Below are 2618 nucleotides of genomic sequence, written 5' to 3' on the forward strand. Positions count from 1 at the left end.
GCGGCGGCGCGGCTTACGGCGATGTTGAATTGGGGAATTCGTATCCTGTCGCCGTTATGCCGGCTCACCGAAGGAGGCGACCAGGATCGCGATCTCGATCTCGGGTCGCGCACGTAGCGCGCGAACTCTGCGGAAGGCGCCTGTTGAAGGGGCAAGCGACGACCACAGGGTTCGCGAAGGGGATATTCGCTCGACCTGTCACGAACGTTTCGGCGAGGTCTCGAGGCCAACGCGACGAATATCTAACGCCGCGAGTTCTCATTGTCGTCTGTTTTGGCGCGCCATCCTCCGCTCAAAGAGAACGGAAAGCCGACGCCGCGCGCCGCGCGGCGGGGCAGGCCGTCCAGCCGCACCGCGAATCGTGTGAATGAATGCACTGTCGCCGTAATCCCAAAGTCTACCGGCGAAAACGTGACACTTGAATACCGCTCGCATTCGATCGCCTCGGTTGGAGCGCGGCGCTCAAGCGCCCTTTGGCACCTGTTTTGTTCCGATCCCTGCGTGTATCTGGCCAAACTCAAGAGTGCACATTGCAGTGAGACTGCTCTTGCACTAGTGGTGCGCACTGCGTGCCATAAGGCGCGCCGTAAGCGTTCACGTCAGCCAACGCGCTCCTGACCGATGGCCCTCCGCCTCCGCGCTGGTCATTCGTTTGGGCTGCGCTGTTGGAGCAAAAACGTGAATCGATTCTTCAAAATCCTCATCTCGGCCGCCACGACCTTTGGGCGCGCACCGCGCGCCGCTCAGGTCGGCATGTTCCTGTTCTTCGCCGCCTCTGTGTCCGACGGAATTCTGATGCCCTTCTTCGCGCTGTGGGCGCACAAGGACGCTGGAATTCCGATCGAACTCATCGGCCTATTGCTTGGCTGCTACGCCGGCGGCGAATTGCTGGCGACGCCGTTCTTCGGCGGTATCGCCGACCGAGTCGGCCGTAGGCCGGTTTTGCTCGTGTCGACCTCTGGCGTCGGCCTCGGGTTCCTCTTGCTTTTCATGGTTCGCGGAGCCTTCGCAGTGGCCGGGGCACTGATCGTCATCGGGGTGTTCGAGAGCGTGCTGCATCCGACCGCCTCCACCGTCATCGCTGATGTCGTGCCGGCGGACGCGCGGCGCGAGCATTTCGCCGCGCGGCGGGTGATGTCGAATGCCGGCAGCATGGTAGGCCCGGCGCTCGGCGCGCTCCTCGCGCTGCACTCGCTCGGGCTGGTGTTCCTCGGCGGCGCAGTCGCTCTTTTGGTTGGTGCACTCGTCGTCGCGATCTTTCTTCGTGAGACCCGACCGAGCCGTCCTGCGGCCGAAGAGGAGGACGAAGAGTCACTGTTGGTGCTCACGGCGGTATTTCGCGACGCCCATCTCGCTGGCTTGATCATTCCGATTGCGCTCCTGGGGATCGCCGAGAGCTGGATTGCGACGATCACGCCGCTCTATGCCGATGCCGCCGGGACGCTCACGGCGTCCGGCATCGGACTTCTCTTCACCTACGCGGGTGCGCTCGGCGTCGTGCTGCAAATGCCGATCACGCAGGCAACCGGCCGCATGAGCGGGTTTTCGATCGTCATGTTGAGTGGCGCGGTACAGGCCTTGGCATTCGCTTGTTTGTTGGCCTCGCCGGCGCTGCCATTTCTCGTTGGGGCCGTCACGCTCCTCGCCTTGGCGCAAATGCTGTCGGGCCCGCTGTTGCAGACGATCGTTACTGAACTTGCGCCGCGCAACGCCCAAGCGACCTATCAGGCCGCGTTCGGCGTCGTCAACGATCTCAGGGACGCCGCCGGCCCGGCGATCGGGACCTGGCTCTATGCGCTTTCCTCGGTGTTGCCATGGGGAACCGGCCTTGTGGCTTCGCTCGTCGCGTCGGGCGCGCTAGCCGCTGCGGCACGCAGACATGAGGCAAGACAAGCGAAAATTAGGGCAAAGGCCGCGACCGAGCGGCGGGCTGGAGGCTAACCGGAAGGACGAGAGGCACGCGCATTGAGGGATCCAGTAGCAACAGACCTGCCTATCTGAGGGTCCGGGGTCTGCAATTGGTTAGAGACATGTCCGCAAGCGAATACCGCGCTTACGCCATGGCGGCGCGCGGCGCCCAGGCTGCGGGCTAGGAATTCTACCACGTCGCGCAGATCCAGATCGGTAGTTAGACGGCCCCCCCGGGGCGGCAAAGTGGACGCGCCGCCACCGTCATTCCAGGTTCGACTGGACCTCATATGCGACGGCTCCTCGCCAAACGCCGGCTTGTCGAGATCGTTGAACATCGCTTCTCACTGGCGCCTGCGACAAATATGTATGTATGATGATTCTCTCTAGACATCATACATGTGCGCTGATACGGACCCTAAGCGGCGGCCGCGGAACACCTCGCTGGCCGATCGAAAGGGGGACCAAGTCGTGCACATCCCGGACGGCTATCTCAGTCCTTCGACCTGCGCCGTCGGCTACGCCTTCGCGGCGCCGTTCTGGTATGTCGCGCTCGAGCGCGTGAAGCGGCTGCTGCAGACCCGCCTGGTGCCGCTGCTGGCGGCGGTCTCCGCCTTCTCATTCGTCGTCATGATGTTCAATCTGCCGATCCCCGGCGGCACGACGGCGCACGCGGTCGGCATGGGGGTCGCCGCGATCGTGCTCGGCCC

Annotated in this window: 2 protein-coding genes; both read left to right on the top strand. The window is 63.7% G+C overall.

Annotated elements, in window-relative coordinates:
- The first annotated feature begins 678 nt into the window (after nucleotides 1-678).
- The gene (locus ABSF49_RS21530; RefSeq protein WP_424114675.1) at nucleotides 679-1941 is read left to right on the top strand and encodes an MFS transporter; all 1263 of its coding nucleotides are present in this window, start codon (nucleotides 679-681) and stop codon (nucleotides 1939-1941) included.
- 438 nt (nucleotides 1942-2379) lie between these two features.
- On the top strand, nucleotides 2380-2618 hold a 239-nt coding region (locus ABSF49_RS21535), incomplete at its 3' end, for an energy-coupling factor ABC transporter permease (protein ID WP_424114676.1).

The sequence above is a fragment of the Roseiarcus sp. genome, from assembly GCF_049514155.1.
Lineage (GTDB): Bacteria > Pseudomonadota > Alphaproteobacteria > Rhizobiales > Beijerinckiaceae > Roseiarcus.